The following is a 21223-nucleotide window of genomic DNA, read 5'->3' as shown; positions in this document are numbered from 1 at the left end:
CCTCTCGTCCTGAGGAAGCTGTCTGGAGAGGGCCGTAATCTTATTTTGCCCCAGGTTTTCTCAATCGACCACATCCGGCTTTCTGTAGGAACTCATAATGAACACTACACACTCCTGAATCTGCCTACTCTCTCCAAATAAATTAACTTTCCCACTCGCAAAGCGTTTGCAGATACTCTGCAGATCCGTCTCTCAGCCACCCGTCCATTTGGGCCGGTTCCTTCAATTGCTGGCCGCGTTCGCGAGGCACAACTATATATGAGCAGCTCAATTCGGGAAGAATCGTCATGTCGCCCCACAATTTTTCATACTGAAGTGTCGGGAAGACATCTTCCTGTCCCTTGCCCCATCGCTTCTTGACACTCTTCAGAGTGATGTATGTAGGCATCCGCGACGCGACTGTTCGGACAGCCTCCTTCACCTTTTCGTGGTTGTCCAGATTGCTACGATCAAGTCCGAATATTCCGAGCAGCTGATCTATATCAATCCAGTACGTGGCCGAATTATAATAGGAGAGATTGAACTCATCTTCCTCACGCGGCATTGCGAGTCCCTCAATCAATCGGAGACGACCGTTGGTTTTTGCTAATCCGCCCCCTCGATCTTCCAGTCGGCGCGTTATCACCTCGACGGTCATCCCTGCTTTGCTTTCGATGTGCCACCCTAAGATACCCGGATCGATGTTAGCACCCATTGTATCGATATTATGAACCATAATGAACTTAATGTGAGGCTGCTTCTTCACGATGTCTGAGAGGACTCCATTGCGAAGGAGATTGGGGATTTCATACCAATGTCCCGCAGGATTGAGGCACTGCAGCGGTACATTGTCGGTATAATCGGTCGCTTCGCCGTTTCGCTCAGCCCAATCCATCAGAGACTTATGAAAACTTTCGAGAACCTTCTGAGCTTGCTCATCCAGTAGCTGCTGCGGCATCTCCAGCCAGGCAAACCGGAGATCACGCACTGTGGGAATCAAACGCAATCCGACATTACTCCCCGGCGACAGATACGCGTTCTCGACATAGCCGTAATAATTTTCCTGCTCCAGATATTCCTTTATCGCATCATGGGTCAGATATCCTGTAGATATCATATGAGGGACAGCCGCTCCGAAATCCTTCATCGTCTTTCTGCTTTTTGCAAGATGCGCCTCGATGAATGTACGGTGCGCGCCGCTGATACGGCAGAACGGATTGAGCGCCTTGACTGTTCCGGCCCCTTTTGTCCAGCGGCTCCCGGCCCCTGCGGCGAGAGTCAGTACGGCAACCATCCCAGATGCGATGGCATCGGATCCGGTCCCATAATATTGAGATGCGATTCCCTTCGTAACATCGAACACATCCTCCTCGCCGACATCTATAATAGTGGTACTCACAGGCAGTCTGTTCTGAGCAAGTCCGATACGCCCGACGCGCAGGTCAGCTTTGATTTGCTCATGCTGAACGCGATCAAATCCATGGTGCTCCAGCAGATTCTCCAATGTCTGATCTTGGGAATCTTGCACATTGCTTTCCGGCAAAATGCGAGAGAGTATCTGCTCCAGGGTGCCATCAAGAGATGGGTTTGTCTTACATGCGGAAGAGAAATGCTCCAGTTCAGATCGTTCGTCGGCTGTGATCGTCCTGGTGTCTTTGCGCAGCAGCAGAGGTACCATAAGTGTGTAATAACGCCGAGGCATCAAGGCGTTCTCATCGACGAGCAGTTCCGCTGATGATCCTTTTTCGTTAATGGCGAAATCATATACCACGGGTTCCATTGCGAACGGGATTCCATGCTCGAAGCGCTTCTTCTGCAAGTTCATGATTTCCTGCAATCGTTTCTGTGCCTGGCGTTTTCGTCTCGGATGGAAGAAAAACCCCATGCCGCCGCCGGACATTCCGCCCAACATCAAGAACCCCCAAAAGTCCTTTCCAAATTCTGCCTGAACTTGTGCGATAACTGATTCGGTGTAGAGGTTCGTTGCCCATGGGATGATCGTTTGGATGGGCCCAAAGAAATTTTCCTGCGTGGAACCACCTAGAGATTGAACGTCTCCCTTCTTCAGTTGGGCGACGATCTCATCGAACAGTGAATGTGCCTTCTTGCGGGCATCCCATTCGACCTTCGACCGAAGCAGATATCGCTCTGTCACCATTTCCAGGATTGGTCCGACATCTTGTGCCATGCCGCCATGGACAAGCAGGAGACTTTCCTGAAGTTGTCGGCGCGTGCGCAGAGAAACATCATCTTGACCTAGAATTACATAGTGTGGCAAGAGGCAACCGCGGCTGACGCCAAACTCGATATCTTCTTCTCCGCTCTGCACTCCTTGAATGAGTTTAATGCCGGACCATACCCCGCCGGAATCTTGCCAGCCGCCACCTGATCCACCGAGCCATTCACCGAGAATCGCGCGCGCGGCAACAGTGCGGCGCTCCAACTCAATCAGGGAACCCGTGAGTGACGAAGTCTGCCCGGTTGCCCGCATACAAACAGCGATTATGGAAGCAAGTAACGTGGTGGACACCGCAAGCCGTGAACCTTTTGGGATACCGTTCACCTGACTCACAATTTCAATTCCCAAGCCCGGCCCCACAACTTTCGATAGAAGATCAGAGAACGTCTGGCTTAGACCCTCCATGCCGGGAGGAACAATTCCAGATGCGATCACGGCCGCCTTCAGCAGACCAAGATAGTCGGCAGCAAAATCAAAGAGCTGCGCAAAAGACACAATTTCCGTAGACGCGCCCAGGTCCGTGCTGACGAGACGAATCACGGGGGCATCAATAGTTCTGAAAAAGACTTCGACAGGCGGACGAGGAGGACTTGATTGATCTTGTACAGCAAGATCGATAGAGATGTTGAGGACGCGCGCGCCCTCAGGAAAATCCATGCCCAAGAAGAAAATATCGCTCCAGCCGCTGTGAGATAGATCCATCCGCACTGGAGTCTGCTCATGAAGAATGGGATATAGCCCGTTCACCTTCTGAAGCAGGGTTGGTATAACATGCAGTGGATGATCGGATAAATGCCCGGTTCGGAACATCCACTGGTTTCCTCGAACAGAGCGCACGCTCGCCCGAACCTGGTCTGCAAGCGTCTGGAAACCGAGACTTCGATACGCGACGGCGAGTGCACTTGAGATACCGTCCTGACATCCTCTCTCTTCCTGAACACGAAGGAAGGATCGAATCGCTTCTTCAAACCGGCGATTCAGGAGATCCTCGTAGCCCCGGTACGGAATGAGTCCTCGCGCAGCAATTCCCTTTTTCTTCGGAATGTGGAATCGATGGATTGCATAAAGGAAAAAGAGCGACCGGACTTGCTCATATAGATTGGGACTTGAATGCCGAAACTCCTCAAGCTCGGAGCATTCATCAAGAAGCTGCTCAAGTGAAGCTGAGCGACAAAAAAAGTCGAGAGATTGATCGCGTATATCAGGATCTTTGCTCGCAATCAGGGCAACGAGTTCACTCATCGTTTGTCCATTTCGGCGTCGCGAGATTCACGCAGCAGCAGCATTTCCATAAGCATAGCGATTACATCATCACGATCTTTCCCGCTAAAAGCAAGAGCAAGCTGGGCATTGAACAATCCGTACTTGACTCCGATGTTGTATCGCTGGTCATTCATTTCGAGAGCGAGATATTTTTCTTTCTGAGAAAGCCGGTGCAGTGCCCCCGATATCGTGGCGAGTCTGCCATCCTTTGAATCATGAAGTTGTTGATCGAGAATCTCCATAACTGTTGGAGTCAGGACATGAATTCCAAAGAAGCAGAGGTAATAGCCTGCGCGAAGACCCGGCACGAGAAGCTTTTGTTCAGCTTCAGTGGGAGTCGGTTTCTCAATTACAGTTTCAATCGAATAAATATCATTTCTTCCCAGAATCCGCTTGGCGCCGACTGCTCCGAAGTTCCGCAGAAGTCCTTCGCGAGTGGCTTGCACCGCCGATACTGCACACGATTCGGTTTCCGCAATCTTAACTACTCGATGCGTACATCCCTCCTGCATTCTGCTTACATACAGATGATCCCCGATGAGATGGAGGAACGGTTCCCCCCTAGTGAATTCCCTTGCACACCAGACGGCGTGGCCGTATCCTCGAGATTCATCCTGGTATACGAACGTTATTCGACCGGCATGATCTCCAGCGACAGTCCGGTAAGCACCCTCGTCATCCGGATGAATAACCATACATATCTCTTCAACGCCGGATTGAGCGACTTCGCTTATGATAATACTGAGAACTGATTTCTGCTGACCATCACGATCGATTAATGTTTGGAGAGGCAGATTCCTTTGTCCTTTGCCCGCCGCTGTAACGACTGCTTTGGTGATTTTCATGATTGTTCCCTTGGGTCGCAAATATTTGTTGGAGCTATCAAACACATCTTCTTTATCGTTCGCGAAACAAATAAATATACGGAACCATTGGTTAGCATTTCAAATAAGGCGAAGATGAAGCTGTTTGTTGGGAAGTTTAGGAACTTTTGGCACTATTGCTCACTGCGTTGATATATCCACCATTTGCTTCTGCAAAACGCAACAGACAATAGCGAATTATTCGCTCCAAGCCGATTAATGTCGGTGCATCCATTAGAATCTTCTGAAACGACTTATCGCTGACAACGGGTTGGCCGAGATGAATTTCAGGATTTCTCCCTCCCATGTTGAACGAGACCCAAATGCCAAACGGAATGCCGGTGTGCACATACTTGCTACGCAGGTCGTATGCGGCACCAACCGTCTCCTCGAAAGATGCAGACTTGAATCTCCCAAATTGCTCTTTCGATTCAGAGCGATCGAAGAAAGCTGGGTCAACAAGACTTGTGATTGTTTGAACAAACCGTTTCTTGATAAGTAGTATCTTGGCCGTGATTCGACTAGCCATTGCCGTTCCATTGGGGAGCTGCTCCCGGATGATTTGAAGGTCAGTTTTAATCTGCTCATCGAGCAATGTACCCTTGTCGAACTCGTTGAAGTTTGAAAGTATTTCGCCAGCAGTAATAAGATGTAAATAGGCAACCTCTGGCTCACGTTCAGAATTTTGCAATGCCTGGAGATAGAACTTCGCTGCGCCTTGAAAGGTTTGGACAAAATTAGGGGCAAGCGAGTCACGAAGCAAGATTGGTTCAATTCGTGCAAACTCGACCAGGTTTAGTGGAATCGGATAGTCTGCACGGGGCGCATAGGAATTGTGAGGCAACGTTGGGTTGCATAGACTCTCAAATTGAGAAAGGTCTGGTATGTGAAAGAAGCCAGACTCCTCGGTTAGGCCATGGTTGTCGAAGCGCTTCCCGTAAAGTACGCTGAGATATGAGGCCACCGCATTGCCGATTGGCGAGTAATTTGGGAGATCGTTGCGATCACCTTCGGCCGGCTCTGTTCTGAAGGCAAACACATACGCGCTGCGCGAGGCGGGGCCTTCAGTCCAGCGAACAAAAGCGGATTTGTCATAGAAGCCAGGCCATGCGTGGGTTAGCAAGAAGTCACCTTTTTCGTACTCGCCCACTAATCGACTAGTGGTCGAAACAAGTACTTTCTGCGATGTCTTGTCGGGTCGAAGTGACATATGTGAAACCTATCTGTCGGAGGTCCGATCCTCCATACGTAAAGTGGAAATTAGAAAATAGATTTAGAAGACTCTTAAATTTGCCTCCTCTCCCCCAACAAATCAACATTCTCCCAAGAAATCCGTTGGCTAGCTAATGATCGGAGCAAGCAGCCGTTGTCAGAACATTTCTATCTGCACCCCATCCGGCCTTCTGAACTTATCCGTAGCGAGATGGAACTTGCCATTGCCGATACTATACTTTTTGCAGCTTGCGTAAAAAAGTTGGTGAATCGCTCTCGCAGTCTCGCCCGTTCCTCTCATGCGCTCCTTGAACTCGCTGCTGTTCATCTTGCCTCTCCGCACCTGCTTTATCCTGCCGATGATCCTGTTCTCCCGATCGGGAAATTCTCTGCGTATCCAATCGACAAATAAATCTTTCACGGCATATGGCAGCCGCAGCATCTGCAATCCGGCGAAAGTTCCGCCCCTTGACGACACTTCACGAAGGATCGATGGAATTTCTTCATCCGTCAAACCGGGGACAACCGGCGCTATAAGCACGCCGACGGGGATCGAATTCTTTGCTAGAATCTCTATCGCCTCCAGCTTCTTTGCCGGCGAGGAAGTCCGCGGCTCCATCTTTTTTGTCAGATCCTGATTGAGGCTTGTGATTGAAATAGCCACGCTGACGAGTTCGAGCTTCGCCAGCTCAATTAGAATATCCAGATCGCGAGTTATAAGAAAATTTTTCGTGACGATCCCGACCGGATTCCTGAATTCTAAAAACACCTCGAGACATCTGCGAGTTATTTTTAGTTTTCGCTCCACCGGCTGGTAGCAGTCCGTGTCCCCCGACATCGCCACAACCTGCGGTTCCCAACTCTTCTTCATGAATGCTTCCCGGAGAAGCTCTGCCGCGTTCTGCTTTACCATTATCTTCGTCTCGAAGTCGAGTCCGGAAGAAAATCCCAAGAATTCGTGCGATGGGCGTGCATAACAATAGATGCACCCGTGCTCACAGCCGCGGTATGGATTTATGCTGTACGTGAAACCGACATCGGGGCTGTCATTCTTTGCAAGGGCGGTTTTCGACGTGTCGACGAAAAATTTTGTCTCGACCTTCCTCTCCGTCTGATCTTCATCGGGAAAGAATCTGCTATCATCATCAGTCGGCACCAGAACGACTTCCTCAAACCTGTTTTGCGGATTGAAGCCCGACGAGCGTCCGGATATTTTTTGAGTTGCCATCTTCCTCTCTTCTTCCGAAGCGAACCTTCGGAGACACTAACCGTTCGGAAACAGCAAAGAGTTCCTTGCTCTTTGTAAGGTTCGACTGCCTTAATTAAATTTAAGTATGCTCATCTGCAGTTTGCTCTGACTTAATTTTCCAAATTACAGTTTATTTTCCAAGGCAAGTTAAAGAAGGAAATATATGACCAGAAAATTGTCTGTTCTGCTGTTGACGGTTTTTCTTGCGGCCGAAGTGTACGGCCAGCCCAGGATTTCCGTTGCGGGTAACAGCACGATCGATCTCGGAACTGTTTATAAAACCGGCAGCCACATCTTCCACACCTTTGAAATTAAAAACGACGGAGACAAGGTGCTCCACATCAACGGCGTGAGGCCGGGCTGCGGCTGCACCGTGGCATTTCTTTCGGATAGCACCGTCAAACCCGGACAAAAATCCGAAATAAAAGTCGACTTCAATCCATCGGAATACAGCGGCGAGGTTTCAAAAGATATTTACGTCGTGAGCAATGACCCTGCAAACCATATGATGACTCTTCGATTGAAGATGAACATTGCTTATGTGCTTCAGGCCAAACCTGATTTCATATTGTTCCGGAATGCGGTAGTGGGACAGGCGGACACCATGTCGTTAACCTTAACTAATGTATCAGATGAGACCGTGAAGATTACCGGCGTCGAAACCGACAGGGACGAGTTATCTTTTCATTTCGACAATTCGACTATAAAACCAGGGGCAATCGCACGTATTGAATTATACCTTCTCGCCAAAAAGGGAGGCACCATTCCCGGTGAAATAATAATCAAGACAACAAGCAAGCATCAGCCCACGGTGCCTGTGAAGTATTTTGCAGGAATCAACGGAAAATAGAAAATATTTGAGCGGGAGATCGCTAGATTGATGAATTTACAACCAGCTTTATAATACCTATCAAGGAAAGTCTAATCCCCTCCGCACTGATTCTGGCGCCCTCACTCAGGAAAGCACGGCGACGAACCGAACTCCTCCCACGATTTTCACAAAAGTTATTGCGTGAGGTACTGCTGCCAGTTGTCGTCGTGGATCTCGTTCCGTTCCGTAGAATTGACGAGCTGGTAATCCCCGAATCCTGTCCTGTCGACAAAGTCGAAACTTACCCCCCCCTCAACCGAGTTAAAATACCATATCTCGTAAGGTTTGGAATCGGTTTCATTGGGATGTCTGTCGATCTCGTCGGGATTCCCGTACATTATATAAACCCTGCCTCTGTCGGTCTGCCATCCTTCTCTCATGCCGGCTCTAAAATGGTCGTCGGCATAGGCAACCCGCTGAAGGTACTCCGTTCTCTCATCCTTGCCGTTCGAATTCTCTTCCGAATTCTTTCTTTTCCAAAATTCGTACAGGAATTGCCTCTTCCCTTCGAGGCCGGTGATCTCTCCATACTGACTTTTTTCGGATGATGATGCGATGTATTTCGCCTCGCCAAACTCTTTGTCAAGCTGCTCTTCTCCCATTGTCGCATACACGCTCGACAAAATGATTTTGCTCGCGACGCCCGAATCGGGCGCTTCCGGTGCTCCCAGATTCGGATTGTAGACAAAAAATTTTTTCGACGATGAGGCAACTAAGTTGGCCGCGGAGTCGCTCACGGTGTAAGTAAATGTATATGCTCCCGTCTTAAGGTTAGATCCGTTCACGGTTCCTACTTCCACACTCGACGCACCGAATTTCTTCCTGGTCCTGAAAGAATTTTTGCGGACCTGTCCGAAGCTGTCGCGAATTTCATAGCCGGCCGTGAACAAGCTGTCCCCTTTTCCGGTAGGAATGTTATATACTTCGAGATAAAAATAAATGATCGGCATTCCCAGTCCGAATATTATCGACGGATTCGGAATCACATCATACGTATTTTTATAGAAGATACTGCTGCTTTTACCCTGCGTAATTGTCGAGCACAGCTCAATCTCGCTCGTCTCCAGCTTATCGACATTGTAATCCGGCACCGGAAAATCCGTCGCGACGCTGTCGCCCTTGAGAGAATCATTCAAGTCATCACATTTCACGATCAGCCTGTAATTGCCCGGTGAAACCGCGAAATCTATTTTGCCCACGAGGTTTTTGCGGATGTATTCTTGAGTCGTGTCAGGAATGATTACCGGGACTTCCCATATCTGACGTGATGCAACGGAATCAGGTTTTGTCGTACAAACCGAAACATCGAAAAGAAGTGAATCCGCAAATGTCCTGGAGGAATCCTTATTCACAACCCGCACAAACCGCAGTGCGTTGCCGTTGAAACCATAATAAACCTCGGCATAGGTCTTCGTGGAATCATATCTGAAGGTTGCAAAGTCGAAATTAACTCTCAGCTTCTGTGCATCGGCGGACTGCAAAAAGAAAACGAATACAGAAAGGCAAACGGCGAACTCTCGTAGACGGAAAATGGATTTCATTATTTAATATAAAATTAATCCTGACCTAAATAAAGGTCATGATATTTTTCGCCGGCTTCACATCAGGCCGTTTCTCTTGATGACGTCTTTCGCGATGACCATTCTCTGAATTTCATTCGTGCCTTCGAAAATCCGATTGATGCGGGAATCGCGGTAGAATCGTTCAATCGGCATTTCGCGTGAATATCCCATCCCGCCGTGTATCTGCAATGCGCAATCGACGACAAAATCGAGCGACTCCGAGCAAAATAATTTTACCATTGCGGACTGGCGAGAAATCGATTTCCCTTCCTCATAAGCGGCGGCAGTGCGGTAGACAATTGATTCCATGCAGTAGATGTGGGTGGCCATGTCCGCGAGCATCCATTGTACCGCTTCGAAGTTTGCTATAGCGGAGTCGAATTGTTTTCTCTCTTTTGAATATTTCGTCGAAAGCTCAAGCAATTCTTTCGAAGCCCCTAAGCAGGCAGCGCCGAGACCAAGACGTCCCGCGTCGAGAGTCTTCATCGCGACCAGAAAGCCGCGGCCATCCTGTCCTATAATATTTTCAGCAGGGACCCGGACGTTTTCGAGGGTGATCGGCGCCGTTACGCTTCCGCGTATCCCCATCTTTTTTTCCGGGGGGCCGGCATGGTATCCCGGCCACTTTGTTTCCACGACAAACCCGGTTATGCCTCGTTCAGTTCGCGCGAAGAGAGAGACGACATCGGCAATTGAGCCGTTCGTTATCCACATTTTCTCGCCGTTTAGTATCCAATCTTTACCGTCAAACGTCGCGCGGGTACGAAGATTAAAGGAATCGGAACCTGCAAGCACTTCCGTCAAGGCAAATGCTCCTATCATTCTCCCTTCGGCGAGAGGAACAAGATATTTCTTTTTTAATTCCTCGCTGCCTCCGATATAGATTGCGTTCGATCCGATGGATTGGTGTGCACCGACGAAAGTTGCCGTCGAAAGACAGCCGCGGGCGATCTCTTCCTGCATTAAACAATAACCGAGTTCTCCGAAGCCGCTCCCGCCGTATTCGGCAGGAAAGGCAACGCCGAGGAACCCGAGTTCGCGCAGTTTATTTATGATGTCATCGGGAATTTTTTCGTTCCGATCTATTTCCTGGGCTCGCGGCTTTAGTTCAGAGTTTACAAAGTCACGAACCGTTTCCCGCAACATTTTCTGTTCTTCGGTAAATTCAAAATCAAGCATGCAGCCTCCATTTATAGAAAAATTAGATTAATAATTTTGTTAAATAGCTCCGACATTTCCCGCTCGCTATTACTTGAAAGATGTGCGGTCAACGCTTTGCGCAGTCCCGAAATGCGAATTAAGCAAGTTTGACGGGAGACAGCAAAGGGCGCTCACATGTCGTGGTTAATGACCCGAAACATTATCGTGCTTTAGCATTTGGTACAGCTAGGATCAAAACTCACAGAAAATTACGATCCCGGTTTTTGTCCGACGTAGCTCACGATATCTTCGCCGCCGTCTACACCGATAACATTTCCGGAGATCCAATATGCGCAGTCGTCGGAAAGCAAGGCGATAGCTTTCGCAACATCTTCGGGAGTGGTCAGTCTGCCGCCGGGATTTTTTGCCCGCGCCACGTGCAGCATTTCGATGTTTCCCGGAATTTTTCTTAACGCAGGCGTGTCGGTCACACCAGCCATGATTGCGTTTGCCGTGATGCCGTGAGGCCCAAGCTCGACAGAAAGCTGTCGTATATGAGATTCAAGACAAGCTTTGGCAGCGGATACTGCTCCGTAATATGGAATTGCGGTATGGCCACCCGAGCTGGTCATAGCAAAAATTTTGCTCCCTTTTCTCATCAAGTTGCGCAGCATTAATCCCTGTGTCCAGTATACAAGGCAGTGTGCCATAACATCAAGCGTCATCTCCATTTGTGCCTTGCTGATAATCTCCTCTTCTTTCTTTCCAATGAAATGTTTCAGGGTGCCGAATGCAAGCGAGTGGAGTAGGACTTTTACAGACGATCCGGGCTCTTTCGAAAATTGCTCGGCGATTTCATCGAGGACTTCGCTTTGTTTGATAGTATCTGCAGCGTTTATGTTGAAGAACACGACCTGGCTTCCGTGGTGTTTGATGTCTTTGATTATCTGTTGTACGACGGGCATAGTTGCAGCCCGGTCCAAATGCACGCCAAAAATATTCATGCCGTGTTTTGCGAGTTCCACGGCAGTCGCAGCGCCGAAGCCGCTCGATGCGCCGAGAACTAATGCCCAGTCGTTCGGCTTGAATCGCAATTCCTGCTTCATTTACTTTCTTTCTCCTTCTGAAAATAACTCGGCATATAAGATAGAAGGTAGATACTGAAAGTCAAAATGATGGCCGGAGAATTTCTAAATCTTTAAGAAGCGACGGCTTAGCCTGAATTACCGGATCCCATTAAGACGCAAACGCCCCGGGATACAAACTTCAGATTCTCATTGCTCACCACTCTGCGCAAAGAGATCTTTCAACTCTTCGATCATTGGAACATATCCGGAGAGCACTACCTTTCCGTTTATTACTAGGCCCGGTGTTTTATTTAGACCATAGTGGGAAATCTCCTCGATGTCCTGTACCTCGCGGATTTCCAGCGGCATTTTCAATTCTTCTGCCGCCTGCTTCGCACGGAGTTCGAGAGTTTTGCAGTTTGGGCATCCTGCTCCGAGAACTTTGATAAGCATCCTACACCCGCTTTCGATTTTAAGATTTTATTTGAATCAGCCAACCGAGAGAACGCATTCTCTTTTTCATTGAGTCTGGGAGTATTCTCATCATTTCATCGTCCGTGTGCATTGGGATCGCTGACTGACGATGGAGTCTGACACGCGTGAGCCTGACAAACGCCTACGAATCTCCCTGCTCAGCGCTTCGCATCTTGCTTCAATAAAATCTAACGGCATTTCATTAAGAATTCAATACTTCACCGGCAATTCTTGCCGCCGATGTCGCGTGCTGTGACCAAAAGGGGAAATTGATTTTCAGGCATAGCACGGTTATATTTTCTTCTCAATTTTTAAGGAATCAAGATGCCAATAATGACAAAAATGCGGGACAACATGCCCGCTATTCTGATCGGACTTGCAATACTTTTCATCGCCATGATAGTTTTTGAGTGGGGCATGGGAATAACGAACCGCGGACGCGGAATGTACACAAGTACCGCGGTAGGCGTGGTGAATGGAGAAGAAATAGGTTATTCTCAATTTGAAAAGACACTACAAAGCACGATTGACCAATACAAGGCGAGCGAAAAACAGGATCCTGACGATGCTGCCATCGAAAAGCTCCGTGACCAGGTCTGGGAGAGCCTCGTCAATCAAATCCTCGTAGAACAGGCGGCTGCTAAGTTAGGCATCATCGTGACGGATCAAGAAATAGTAGATTGGGTTACAAACAATCCCGAATCCTTACCCGATATGGTCAGGCGGAATTTCGAAGACTCGACCGGGCAATTCAACCGACAGATTCTTCAAGCAGCACTCTCATCGGACAGACCGGAAGTCCAACAGTTTTGGAAGAACGTTCAGGAATACCTGAAAGATCAGCGTCTCGAGGAAAAAATAACGAGCCGTCTATTCAGTGCGATAAGAATTCCTGAAAGTGCATTGCGCATGCAATTTGCGATGACAAATGAAAAACTGAATGCAGCTTACGTACTTTTTCCCCCATCGCTGCTCTATCCCGATTCCAGCATCAAAGTAACCGATGCCGAGATAAAAGATTACTATTCCTCGCATCAAGATGATTACAGAACCCAGTCGACGAGAAGACTCAGATCGGTAATATTCCCGATAGGAGCTTCGGCGGCGGACAGCGCAGAAGTTAAAACCGAGATGGATCGCGTGTCTTCTCTTACAAAGAACGGCGCGGACTTTCTCGAGCTTGTCAAAGAATACTCCGAGACGCCGTATGACGATAAGTTTGTGAGTCACGGGCAGATCGATCCTCAGATCGAAGAAGCGGCATTCGCGGCAAAGAGAGAAGATATCATTGGCCCTATTTCCACTTCCGACGGCTATCACTTGGTGAAGATTATTGACGAACAAAACGGCAAAGATCAATACATTCACGCTGCACACATCCTGATCCGCGTTCCGTCCGGGCCCGATTCAACGGCAGCTTACAAGCAGGCTCAAGACATTTCGAAGCGCGCAAAATCGGGTGCAAACTTCGCGTCCTTGGCAACTCAATATTCACAGGATCCCGGATCGGCTCAACACGGAGGCGACTTGGGATGGTTCGGAAAGGGGATGATGGTCAAGCCTTTTGAGGAGGCATGTTACAAAGCAGGAGTCGGACAGATCGTAGGCCCGGTTAAAACTCAATTCGGCCTGCACATCATAAAAGTTCTCGGCATGGACTCACGCGAAATCAAAATTGCCGATATCAAAATGGCCGTCAAAGTATCGCAGCAGACCAAGGACGATTTGAAACAGCACGCCGAAGATTTTGTTTATATCGCGAAGCAAGACGGGTTCGACAAAGCAGCCGCCACGATGAACGTAAACATCAGGCAGACTCCTCCGTTTCCGAAAGGCCAATTTATTCCGACTATCGGCGCCAACGCAGATGTCATGAAATGGACATTTGATGGCTCACTCGGGAACATCAGCGACGTAATTACACTCAGCCAAGGTTACGCCGTCTTCATGATCGGCGAGATAAAAGATGCCAGCGTCACTCCGCTCGAACAGGTCCGGGACCAGATTAGATCCATGATAGTAAAGCAGAAACAATTCGATATGGCCGACGCGTATGCAAATCAGCTGCGGCAGAAACTCTCCGGGAACGACAGCTTGAATCGTCTTCAACAATTCGATTCACGGCTGCGATATGGTACCACAGGTGAGTTTGGCCTGGCAGGTTTCGTGCCTAACATAGGCAGGGATTACGATTTTGTCGCCACTGCCGAAAATCTCCGCGTTGGACAGACCTCTCAACCATTCAAAGGGACAAGCGGCGTGTACGTGATTCAACTTCTAAGTTCGACCGGCTTCGATACGACCGCATATAAGATACAGCGAATTTCGATAATGCAGAATCTGATGCAGCAGGAGAAACAAAGAGTTGTGACCGATTGGCTGCAGCAGCTCAAGACAAACGCTTCCATCGAAGACAACCGAGCAAAGATATTTAGGCAGGAATAATGGCGGCCGCACACCGAAGCGCTTTTCTGCAAAAAGTCAGAGAGTTGTTTACACGTTCAGGTGTGCGAAGTTCGCTCTCGATAGGATTAGTAGTTTTCTTTTCCGGCATATTAGAAACACGGGCTCAATCTGATGCCTATCTCGAAGCACCCAAAATACAGGTTGATGGTTTCGTCGACTATACAACCTCCGCCCGGGTTTACCCCGCCTCACGAGACGCCGACCCCACTATCAGCAGTTTCTATAATTCATTCGGAGGCTTTCCTTCACCAGGTGCGGATGTAAGAATTGTGCTGAACCGTTCGAACGTCGTCGGACTGGCGATGGAATATCTGACAGAAAAACAGACAATCTATGATATCTACGGATACAATCAGACAGGGCAATACGTCGGTGTTCCGGTAAATGACGGTTTTTCGCTCTGGGTCGCTGAGCTGAACGGTTATTTTAATGTCCCTATTCTGGGAGATCGGTGGAACATTTACCTGGGAGGCGGACCGGCTTTATATTTCGGGAGACGAAACCTGCAGATCGGAAATGCCGTGGCAAACACTCCAACGGTGGTTACAGGAGGAATTCAAGTCGCCGCGGGAGTCACGTTCAAGTTTGCCGACCAATTTGGAATCCGCGCTGAGATGAAATTCAGATCTCCCGAATTCAACAATGTTTCGTCATTCGGCTCACCATCCACAACTTATGACGGTCTGGAGATTCCTTTGCCCAACACCCAATACGGAAAAGTAAATATAGATGGAACAGACTTCACACTGGGGGTGTTCTGGGAACTGTGATCGGCGGTCGTTGGCGACCAAAAAAACACAGAGACGCGCGCGATAAAACAAAAAAGGAATGCGGCCCTGTGCTTGGAAATAAACCAAACTCGCAGTTGCTCCTTCATCTGATCATGCCGAATCATGTCCTGATATTTAAAAAGCAAAAAGGGTTGTGTTGCTCTTGGCACGGACGGTCACATTGGATGGGAAGTAAGTTGCCCACTTCATTGGGAATCATGTTGCTCAATTGGTGTAGAGACCACGCAAATCAAAAGAATCTGCACGTAAAAAGTCCGGCACAGCCCTTGACGCCAATGTTGCAGCGGCGGTGGAGGCGGATGTCGGACCTGTCGGCGTCAGATATTGCATGATTCCGCACGAAATAGAAATCTGAGAGAGTCTTTGCTCTGAGCCGCTTGTCCATAACATCGGTGCGACCTATCAGGCGGTTCCACAGATAAGTCAAGGACACGCTCAGCGTTCGAGCCCTGGGCATCTGTGGTCGAGATGAGTGATTAATAATGGAATCATTTCACAAATTAATTTAGTTCAAGCCAAAAGGAGGATCTGTAACCTATGAAGAACATCGCCCGCCTTTTCGTAATCATGTTTTTTCTCTGCACTGTCCCTCTTAACGCACAGAAGCCCAAGAATATGGCGCCTGGTGTGGAGAGGTGGCCAATTAAAATCAGTGTCCACAGGCTGTATGAGACACCGAAAGACGTTTCGTTTGACAACCTCATTGCATTGCCCGGTCCAAACGGAGTTACGAAGAACGATCCACGATACCAGGATGCCTTTATCCCATCGTTCTCAAATTCTCTCAACCTCCGTGAGGGAGACATGGTCAGCGTTTCCGGGTGGCTCCATCTCGTTGCATTCGAAACGGACGGAGATTACCACATCCAGATAAGCAACAGCGATACCGCAGGCGACCATTGCCTGATCGTCGAGGTCCCGTATCCCCGGTATATAAAGAAGGCACCGAACTTGAAGAAGCTGTTCACTAATGTCAGGAACTTCATAAAAAAGAATCTATTGAATAAAGCTGAACCGAGTCAGTCAGGGACGATTCTGAAAGACGCGGCATACGTCACCGTCACGGGGCAGTTGTTCTATGATGATTCTCACGTAGGCGATCCACCAAGAGGCAAGAAAGGGATGCACGCTGCGACGCTTTGGGAAATTCATCCCATAACCGACATCCACCTGACGAAAGCGCCGGCGAATCAGTGAGCCGTACCGGAGTAATCTTCTGGACATTCAACGGGCAATAGTATTTACCGCTTACCATACATCGTCAAGCAATGATCGGCGGGCATCATGGCCGCATCGGTTAACTACTTCGTTACAAGAAAAATTATTCAGGGAGGTTGAAGATGAGAAAGCTTTTCTTTTTAATTGCGGCAGTTTTCTTTTCCAGAATGTGCGCGGGACAGACGTTAACATTGGGCCGGGCAGACACGTTCAAACTGCAGACCGTTACCCCATATGATAAGGCAACAGATACTCTCATAGTCCAGCATAACCAACGATTAGTTAAGGTGGCCATTTCCATAAATCGGGTAGATTCTTCTACAATACTATTCACCACAGAGCCCATCCCCGACAGCCTTTGGGGGCGACTCAATTTCATTCTGGCTAACAGGGACAGCCTAAATTTGGGAAAAATATCTGCGCTGTCCGGAACATTATCCTTGACATGTGTCACGCCCCTCCCTCAAGTCGCCGCTATACTAGAAGCAACCAATGGGAGTAATCAATCGGGCCCCATTCAATTTGACAATTCCGAGGCTGATACATTAGAACTGAAAGTTGTCGGAGACGGCTTCTATCCGGTTTCTCCATTAGATACAACCTCTAGAGCACCGCTGCCGCAAATAGAAGATCCCAGCATGAGGACACTAAGGTTTGTCTCAACTTCAAGACAAGAAATGGTTCTGGTAATAGCAACAAAAATGTCTACTCTGCCGGGGAAGAAAGAAATAACTCTCACAAATTTCGACGGGAGAAAAAGCATATTCGCGTTCGAAATGAAATCGATCAATGAGCCTCAGATCACCAGACCGACAGATCTGACGAAAAGATATGTTATTAAGAGCGATACTATAGTAACAGCCGCCGCCAAGAATCCGCAGAACATCGACAAAATATATTTTACCGGGGATGGAAACTCCCCGCTTGACATTTATGGATTCAAGATCAGGGCAACGGACCCTGTAAACAAGAGATTGAGAGTAGAGATCCTGCTTGATGAGTTGAACAGGTTGATAAATGCCGATGCTGACATGTGGATTCGTACGAAGAATGAGGATTTAATCGATGAAGGAAAAATCAGCTCTTACTTTCGTGTAAGAAATGCCGGCACGCCGGAATATTTGAAGTCGTTCAGTTGCTTCGACGGCGATGAGATTCGTAAATGGCCGCTCACATCTCGGATCGGCACCCTGGATCCGGAAGAGCCTTACGTTCTCATCTCCAAGTCAAGCGGCGATACAATCAGAAACGTCACTTACATCGAGCAGCCCCCGGAACTGGAGTTCGATTCATTTATCAAAGAATGCGATAATGGAAGCTGGTCATTATGTGACGCGCAGAACTCTCCTCTCGGCGTTGTCGGCATAATGAAAGTGAAAAAGGATCCCGTCGTAAACAAATTTATCTGGGTCGATTCGGTGGCCAGTTTGGCCGGTCTCTTCGGAGCGGACACTCTGTATGCAAGTGGTCGATCACAAACGTATGATGTGAGGATGACGATCGACAATCTGTCTTCTGATAACGAGTGCCTGCAGTTTTTGGATTCGTTATACTTCGAGGAACTTTACAAAATCAACTGCGGAAAAATCGTTTCCTCTTCCAATGGCGAGTTCGAGGTAGACGTACCTGTCAGAATACCTGCGACTATCTCGCCCCATAAGTTGTATTACATTTTACTGCGAAATGGAGACAGGACTTCACCGATACAACTCGGGTCCGTTTATGTGAAGGACTACAGCTCGCCGGCAAAGCCCTTTGACAGCAAGGGTTTCATAACGCTTCATTTGTCGAGCGGACAGACAATTCCACTTGACAGCGCCAATGGGCTGAAGAGCATCGAAGTGGATTACGGCAAAGAGAAGGGAAGCAAAATCCCTTTCCTGACTTTTAACAGTTCGAATCTTCGCCTTGGGATGCAGCATTTGATAGTCATGGTACGAGTAACAAACGACAGCGACAGAATATTGCAGGAGACTTCGCCTATCTATGAAGATGTCGCTCCCGAACAAGGAGACGACCAGCGTCTCGATTTAAAAAATATTCAGATCGGCGAATGGTATTCGATGGAGATTATCGTGAGGCACAACCTAGGGAAATATTCACCGGTTGTATCTGCAGACACAGGACTTTACGATGTGAAAGTGAGATACAAAGGCGGCCCATGGAAAATAAGATATGAAGCTTCCATCCCGTTCCAGCAGGCATCGTTCATTTTTGAAGACTCGCTCAGAGTATCGCCGTTCGCCTTAGGCGGCAACATGGTTTGGGATCACAGAGCCAGCGACAATCCGCAGATATCTTATTGGTCCATCGGATGGGGAGCATACTTTGCAGACCTCGCGAACATCCTGGCCAAACAAAGATTTGCGCTTGCCTGTGTTCTTGTTGGTGAAGTGAGACCTTTCAACCACTTCCAGGGCGCTGTGGGAACAGGGATCGGAGCGGATTTAAGTTTCAGCAGCAGCGCAGGAAAGACAAGAGGCTTTATACCCGTTGTATTTCAGCTAAGCTATAGCCCGTAAGAGAATCCGCCCTATGTGAATTTCTTCGACCGGGAAAACTTGCGGCGGTCGGGAAATTCTTTTTTTCCCAGATAGAACTCGGAAGAGTGAATAAGGACGGAGATAACTTAGCGCTGGTAGTTTTTGGGGAAATGTGAACTATAGAAGGAGATGAGGCGGGGCTGCCTCGTCTCCAGAGAGAATGCCTCTCAACTTAATTTGGTTTCATAAAAAAACTTTTCGACACTTCTTGCGAGATCGTCTTCATAAAATCCCGGTTCCCCCCAATTCAAATTTTTGTCACTTCACCACAAATTGTACTGTCTGCGCAACACTTCCGCCGCCCTTTCTGTCCCTAGCCTCAACTTGGAGCCAAACAGTATCAATTGGCGGAAAATTTTGAGATTGGACTGGAAAAAGGATTTGGTAATTTTCATAAGTATTAGCTAGGACACAACACTGCCAAGGGGGGTTGTTCTTAAATCTCAATCTTCCATCCGTGTACCAGTCATAAACCAAAGTATCACCGTCGGGGTCCATCGCGTTGCAAACAACAATTGCAGAATCTGATATACCTATTACATCAGGAAATACTGTCACGGACAATATTATTGGGTTATGATTTACAGGTTTGACTGGAGTGTCTTTGTCGCAACTGATGTTCAGGAACATGAGAGGGAATAACACAATTAGCAATTTCATTGTATTCCTCCGAATCTCGATTTTGTTTCTCAATAAAGGAAAGGCCAAATCTTACAACTCCATTAAACTTAACCGATCGGATCATCGGTTCTCGAAAATTAACGGCCGGATCAAAGCGATCCATCTCGCATGATCAATCCTGCGAAGATTTTAAATGCCTCCACCACTTCAGGCTAAGTCGATTTTCTATTTGGGAAAGCAGCAGGTCGAACTTGGAGATTCTGTCCTCCTCATCGAGCACAAAATCCTATATAAGAAACGGGTCCCTCACCCTCTAACGCTTCACGCCGTAATCTTCTGCCTTAAATAAATTCTCTTTTTTCCCGGATCACACCGAGAGACAGGCGGTCTTACCGCGTTATCGTCTGGTCTCTCATTGCACCGACTGAAACCAAACTCAGCTTGGTGCCGAGATAGTTTTCGATAAAGTCGATATAGGATCTGCAATTTTTCGGGAGGTCTGCAAGTTTCTTTGCGTCTGAAATTTTTCCCTTCCAGCCCGGCAACGTTTCAAATACCGGTTCAATATCCTCAATGGTACAAAGGTCAAGCGGAAAAGTCTTAAGCGATTTCCCTTCATAGTTATAGCCGACGCAGACTTTTATCTCCTCAAATTCATCCAGGACATCCAGCTTGGTGAGCGCAATTTCTCCGATACCGTTTACCATCACGGAATATTTCAAGCTGAAAAGATCGAGCCAGCCGCAGCGGCGCGGTCTGCCGGTGGTTGCGCCGTATTCGCCGCCTATCCTTCGCAATCTTTCACCGACCTCATTCTCCTGTTCCGTCGGGAACGGACCATTCCCGACCCTCGTCGTGTAAGCCTTTGCAATGCCTGTTATAGAATCTACCATGGTCGGCGGGATACCGAGGCCTGTACAAGCGCCGCCGCTTGTCGGATTCGACGAAGTAACGTAAGGATATGTTCCAAAGTCGACGTCGAGCATCGCGCCCTGTGCGCCTTCAGCGAGGACTTTCTTCCCTGCTTTTAGCTCCTGGTTCAAATAAAGCGATGTGTCTTTTATGAACTCGTCCAGTTGTTCATCGTAATGAAGATAAATCTCCACGATCTCTTCTACGTCCATCTCCGACGAGTGATAAATCTTGCTCAATAGCTGGTTCTTGTCCTCTATGTTTGCCCTGATCTTCTTTTCAAGCACGTCGCGGTGGAGCAGATCGACTATTTTGACTCCGACGCGCGCGAACTTATCAATGTAAGCCGGTCCGATCCCTCGTCCGGTAGTTCCGATCTTTGACGTCCCCTGCTCCTTCAGCGAGTCGATCAGCTTATGGTACGGCATGATCAAATGAGCGTTGTGAGAAATAAAAAGTCTTCCGCGAACGCTTATGTTGTGTGACTCAAGAAACGCAACCTCATCTAAGAACGCTTGCGGATCGAGCACGACGCCGTTTCCAATTACGCAGACGACGTTCGGATGCAGAATTCCAGACGGGATCAGGTGGAGGATGTACGTCTTTCCTTCTACGACCACGGTGTGCCCGGCATTTGCGCCGCCCTGATACCGTGCCACTATGTCTACATTTTCACTCAGGAGATCGACGATTTTTCCTTTGCCTTCGTCGCCCCACTGAGCACCAACAATAATCTTAACGGACATGATCCAG

The 21223-nt window shown here is 48.3% G+C and carries 15 protein-coding genes; 5 read left to right on the top strand and 10 right to left on the bottom strand.

Annotation, left to right across the window (positions count from 1 at the left end):
* Positions 1-142: 142 nt before the first annotated feature.
* From VLX91_07365 to VLX91_07350, 4 genes are all read right to left on the bottom strand, one after another.
* Positions 143-3460, bottom strand: a complete 3318-nt coding sequence (locus VLX91_07365) for a UTP--glucose-1-phosphate uridylyltransferase (GenBank protein ID HUI30018.1) — start codon at positions 3458-3460, stop codon at positions 143-145.
* On the bottom strand, positions 3457-4326 hold the full coding sequence (locus tag VLX91_07360) for a sugar phosphate nucleotidyltransferase (GenBank protein HUI30017.1): 870 nt from the start codon (positions 4324-4326) through the stop codon (positions 3457-3459). The genes VLX91_07365 and VLX91_07360 overlap by 4 nt, the downstream gene beginning before the upstream one ends.
* 136 nt (positions 4327-4462) lie before the next feature.
* Positions 4463-5494 carry a hypothetical protein gene (locus VLX91_07355; GenBank protein HUI30016.1) on the bottom strand — a complete coding sequence of 344 codons (1032 nt, stop codon included), beginning with the start codon at positions 5492-5494 and terminating at the stop codon, positions 4463-4465.
* 219 nt (positions 5495-5713) lie between these two features.
* The gene (locus VLX91_07350; protein HUI30015.1) at positions 5714-6784 is read right to left on the bottom strand and encodes a PA0069 family radical SAM protein; all 1071 of its coding nucleotides are present in this window, start codon (positions 6782-6784) and stop codon (positions 5714-5716) included.
* A gap of 184 nt (positions 6785-6968) precedes the next feature.
* Here VLX91_07350 and VLX91_07345 point away from each other — a divergent pair, with 184 nt between their 5' ends.
* Positions 6969-7655, top strand: coding sequence for a DUF1573 domain-containing protein (locus VLX91_07345; protein HUI30014.1), 687 nt, complete (start codon positions 6969-6971; stop codon positions 7653-7655).
* A 155-nt stretch (positions 7656-7810) separates the two neighbouring features.
* Here VLX91_07345 and VLX91_07340 read toward each other — a convergent pair whose 3' ends face one another.
* The 4 genes from VLX91_07340 to VLX91_07325 all read right to left on the bottom strand — a co-directional run bounded on the left by VLX91_07340 (position 7811) and on the right by VLX91_07325 (position 11898).
* Entirely contained in the window at positions 7811-9217 is a 1407-nt protein-coding gene (locus VLX91_07340; protein HUI30013.1) for a GWxTD domain-containing protein, read from the bottom strand.
* Positions 9218-9274: 57 nt separating this feature from the next.
* Positions 9275-10417, bottom strand: coding sequence for an acyl-CoA dehydrogenase family protein (locus VLX91_07335; GenBank protein HUI30012.1), 1143 nt, complete (start codon positions 10415-10417; stop codon positions 9275-9277).
* 230 nt (positions 10418-10647) lie between these two features.
* The gene (locus VLX91_07330) at positions 10648-11484 is read right to left on the bottom strand and encodes an SDR family oxidoreductase (GenBank protein HUI30011.1); all 837 of its coding nucleotides are present in this window, start codon (positions 11482-11484) and stop codon (positions 10648-10650) included.
* A 168-nt stretch (positions 11485-11652) separates the two neighbouring features.
* Positions 11653-11898, bottom strand: coding sequence for a thioredoxin family protein (locus tag VLX91_07325; GenBank protein ID HUI30010.1), 246 nt, complete (start codon positions 11896-11898; stop codon positions 11653-11655).
* A 345-nt stretch (positions 11899-12243) separates the two neighbouring features.
* Between VLX91_07325 and VLX91_07320 the strand changes: the two genes are divergently transcribed.
* From VLX91_07320 to VLX91_07305, 4 genes are all read left to right on the top strand, one after another.
* Complete coding sequence (locus VLX91_07320) at positions 12244-14364, top strand: peptidylprolyl isomerase (protein HUI30009.1); 2121 nt, start codon at positions 12244-12246, stop codon at positions 14362-14364.
* Complete coding sequence (locus tag VLX91_07315) at positions 14364-15155, top strand: hypothetical protein (GenBank protein HUI30008.1); 792 nt, start codon at positions 14364-14366, stop codon at positions 15153-15155. The genes VLX91_07320 and VLX91_07315 overlap by 1 nt, the downstream gene beginning before the upstream one ends.
* A gap of 558 nt (positions 15156-15713) precedes the next feature.
* On the top strand, positions 15714-16373 hold the full coding sequence (locus VLX91_07310) for a hypothetical protein (protein HUI30007.1): 660 nt from the start codon (positions 15714-15716) through the stop codon (positions 16371-16373).
* A gap of 143 nt (positions 16374-16516) precedes the next feature.
* The gene (locus VLX91_07305; GenBank protein ID HUI30006.1) at positions 16517-18916 is read left to right on the top strand and encodes a hypothetical protein; all 2400 of its coding nucleotides are present in this window, start codon (positions 16517-16519) and stop codon (positions 18914-18916) included.
* A gap of 279 nt (positions 18917-19195) precedes the next feature.
* On the opposite strand, the gene VLX91_07300 is transcribed toward VLX91_07305, so the two are convergent.
* Complete coding sequence (locus tag VLX91_07300; protein HUI30005.1) at positions 19196-19597, bottom strand: hypothetical protein; 402 nt, start codon at positions 19595-19597, stop codon at positions 19196-19198.
* A 350-nt stretch (positions 19598-19947) separates the two neighbouring features.
* Positions 19948-21216 (bottom strand): adenylosuccinate synthase, encoded by a 1269-nt coding sequence (locus VLX91_07295; protein HUI30004.1) that lies wholly within the window; start codon positions 21214-21216, stop codon positions 19948-19950.
* Positions 21217-21223 lie beyond the last annotated feature (7 nt).

Source organism: Candidatus Acidiferrales bacterium, assembly GCA_035515795.1.
In the GTDB taxonomy this organism is placed as follows: domain Bacteria; phylum Bacteroidota; class Ignavibacteria; order Kryptoniales; family JAKASW01; genus JAKASW01.
Note: the sequence above shows the minus strand (reverse complement) of the source record. Positions and strands in the feature narration are given on the sequence as shown.

Bases quoted from the DNA above. Each gene is read 5' to 3' on its own strand.
- VLX91_07365 (HUI30018.1), bottom strand. From the start codon at position 3,460: ATGAGTGAACTCGTTGCCCTGATTGCGAGCAAAGATCCTGATATACGC.
- VLX91_07360 (HUI30017.1), bottom strand. From the start codon at position 4,326: ATGAAAATCACCAAAGCAGTCGTTACAGCGGCGGGCAAAGGACAAAGG.
- VLX91_07350 (HUI30015.1), bottom strand. From the start codon at position 6,784: ATGGCAACTCAAAAAATATCCGGACGCTCGTCGGGCTTCAATCCGCAA.
- VLX91_07345 (HUI30014.1), top strand. From the start codon at position 6,969: ATGACCAGAAAATTGTCTGTTCTGCTGTTGACGGTTTTTCTTGCGGCC.
- VLX91_07340 (HUI30013.1), bottom strand. From the start codon at position 9,217: ATGAAATCCATTTTCCGTCTACGAGAGTTCGCCGTTTGCCTTTCTGTA.
- VLX91_07335 (HUI30012.1), bottom strand. From the start codon at position 10,417: ATGCTTGATTTTGAATTTACCGAAGAACAGAAAATGTTGCGGGAAACG.
- VLX91_07330 (HUI30011.1), bottom strand. From the start codon at position 11,484: ATGAAGCAGGAATTGCGATTCAAGCCGAACGACTGGGCATTAGTTCTC.
- VLX91_07325 (HUI30010.1), bottom strand. From the start codon at position 11,898: ATGCTTATCAAAGTTCTCGGAGCAGGATGCCCAAACTGCAAAACTCTC.
- VLX91_07320 (HUI30009.1), top strand. From the start codon at position 12,244: ATGCCAATAATGACAAAAATGCGGGACAACATGCCCGCTATTCTGATC.
- VLX91_07315 (HUI30008.1), top strand. From the start codon at position 14,364: ATGGCGGCCGCACACCGAAGCGCTTTTCTGCAAAAAGTCAGAGAGTTG.
- VLX91_07310 (HUI30007.1), top strand. From the start codon at position 15,714: ATGAAGAACATCGCCCGCCTTTTCGTAATCATGTTTTTTCTCTGCACT.
- VLX91_07305 (HUI30006.1), top strand. From the start codon at position 16,517: ATGAGAAAGCTTTTCTTTTTAATTGCGGCAGTTTTCTTTTCCAGAATG.
- VLX91_07300 (HUI30005.1), bottom strand. From the start codon at position 19,597: ATGAAATTGCTAATTGTGTTATTCCCTCTCATGTTCCTGAACATCAGT.
- VLX91_07295 (HUI30004.1), bottom strand. From the start codon at position 21,216: ATGTCCGTTAAGATTATTGTTGGTGCTCAGTGGGGCGACGAAGGCAAA.